Raw genomic sequence first — 1857 nt, 5'->3', positions numbered from 1 at the left:
AAGCCCGTCCAGGCACCGGCGAGCAGGCCAAGCAGCACGCTTTGGTGCAGCTGCGGCAGTCCGAGGTCAAGTGATGTGGCGGCGTCGAGTTTGGCGATCGCCGCCTCCTCCTGACCGGCAAGACGGGACTGGAAGAGGCCGGCAAGGGCCATGAGGAGGCCGTCGGTCGGGTTCTGGGCGGACAGGCCGGAAAAGAAGTCGAATCCTTCTTCATGAAGACCGGCGGTCGAGAACTGGTTCGCCAGCACTATTCTGGTGCGCCGATCGGCATCCGGCCATGTCGCCACCTGGGAGAGGGCCGCAATCTCTAGGTTCATTTCATCGCTCCATCTTGGGGTCTGGGCTTGCATTCACTGGGTAGGGGTATCGCCTGGAGCCGGGACAGCAGACGCAGGGCGCGGGTGACGGATGAAGGCGAGAGCCAGGGCGGCACCGGCCACCGCCACGACGTTGAACCAGCGAGTGTGGCTGTGAGCCTCGATCAGGTTCTCTGCCGTTGGGGTGCCGAATATGGCCACGAACGCGGCAACACCGAATGTTGAACCGATTTGGCGGAACATGCTCTGGGCGCCGATCCCGGTAGCCAGCTTCTGAGGAGGCAGGGTTGAGGTTCCGGCGATCGTGAAAGCAGGCATGGCCAGACCGACGCCGATTCCACTGATCATCATGGCGGGAAAGAATCGAGACCAGTAGGTCGGCTCCATCCCGATGAAACTGATCCACATGACGGACCCGGTCCCGAACAGCAATGCCCCCGCCCCTCCGACGATCCCGGGACCGACTCGGCGGACAAGCCTGCCGGCGAAGGGGGCGAACACGGCAGCCATGATGGGACCCGGGGTCAGGGCCAGACCTGCCAAAACTACGGAGTACTGCCATGCCCCGGTAAGGAAAAGTACGTTACCCAGCAGCATCGCAGAGAAAGACGCGTAGAACAGGGCCGCGGACAGGCTCGATAGCGCGAATGCGGGAACGCGCAGAATACTCAGATCCAGGACCGGCGCGTGATGCCTTTTGGAGCGAGCAATGAATGCGGCGGTCAGTACACCTGCAGCGATGAATGAGCCGAAGACTCGCTCGTCCCAGTTCCACGCGTGACCTTGGACAAGGCCGAGAGTGCCCAGGGACACAGCGGCAACCAGGACGGCGGAGCCGAGGGCGTCCGGAAGACCCGGGCGAGCAGGATCGCGGACTTCCGGCAGCACTCGCCAGGTACCCAGCAGCGCGAGCGCCACGAGGGGGACGTTCACCATGAAGATCCAGTGCCAGCTGAGCTGGGTCAGGAGTCCTCCCAGAGGCGGTCCGGAGGCAGCACCGACGGCACCGAGGGAGGCCCACGCGCCGATCGCGGCAGCACGGCGCTGCGGTGGTATCGAAGGCAGCAGCAGGCCGAGCGACGTCGGGATGACAGCGGCTGCTCCTGCACCCTGCAGGACTCGAGCGGCAATCAGGAAGTTCAGCGAGGGCGCGATCGCGCACAGCACGGAGCTCAGCCCGAAGAGGCCGAGACCCACAGCGAACACCCGCTTTCGCCCGACAACGTCGCCGAGCCTGCCGGCCGGCACGAGCAGTGCGGCGAAGACGATCGCGTAGGCGGCAAGGACCCACGAGACGTCGGCAACGGTGGAGTTCGTGAAGTCCGACCGAATCGCCGGGAGAGCGATGTTCACGATGAAGGAATCGAGCGTCGACACGAACACGGCCAGCGCCAGGACAGCGAAGACGGCACGCGGATGGCCGGCGCCCGGAGGCGGCTTGAAGACGGGTGGACCGGACAGCCCCGCACTGGAGGCAGATGCCGGAGCATCGACAGTAGGCATGTTGATTTTTTAAACTCACTAGACAAGAAAGTCAAGC

Annotated in this window: 2 protein-coding genes; both read right to left on the bottom strand. The window is 64.4% G+C overall.

Annotated features, from left to right (window positions below; all coding sequences use genetic code 11):
* Nucleotides 1-317 (bottom strand): hypothetical protein (locus tag ACWEBX_RS39895; protein WP_451889599.1); only part of this gene is annotated, 317 nt, incomplete at its 3' end.
* Nucleotides 318-350: 33 nt separating this feature from the next.
* Entirely contained in the window at nucleotides 351-1820 is a 1470-nt protein-coding gene (locus ACWEBX_RS39890; protein ID WP_451889598.1) for an MFS transporter, read from the bottom strand.
* Between the last annotated feature and the right edge of the window lie 37 nt (nucleotides 1821-1857).

The sequence above is a fragment of the Streptomyces sp. NPDC005070 genome (genome assembly GCF_053600395.1).
The sequence above is the reverse complement of the archived record's forward strand: the minus strand, read 5'-3'. Positions and strand labels throughout refer to the sequence as shown.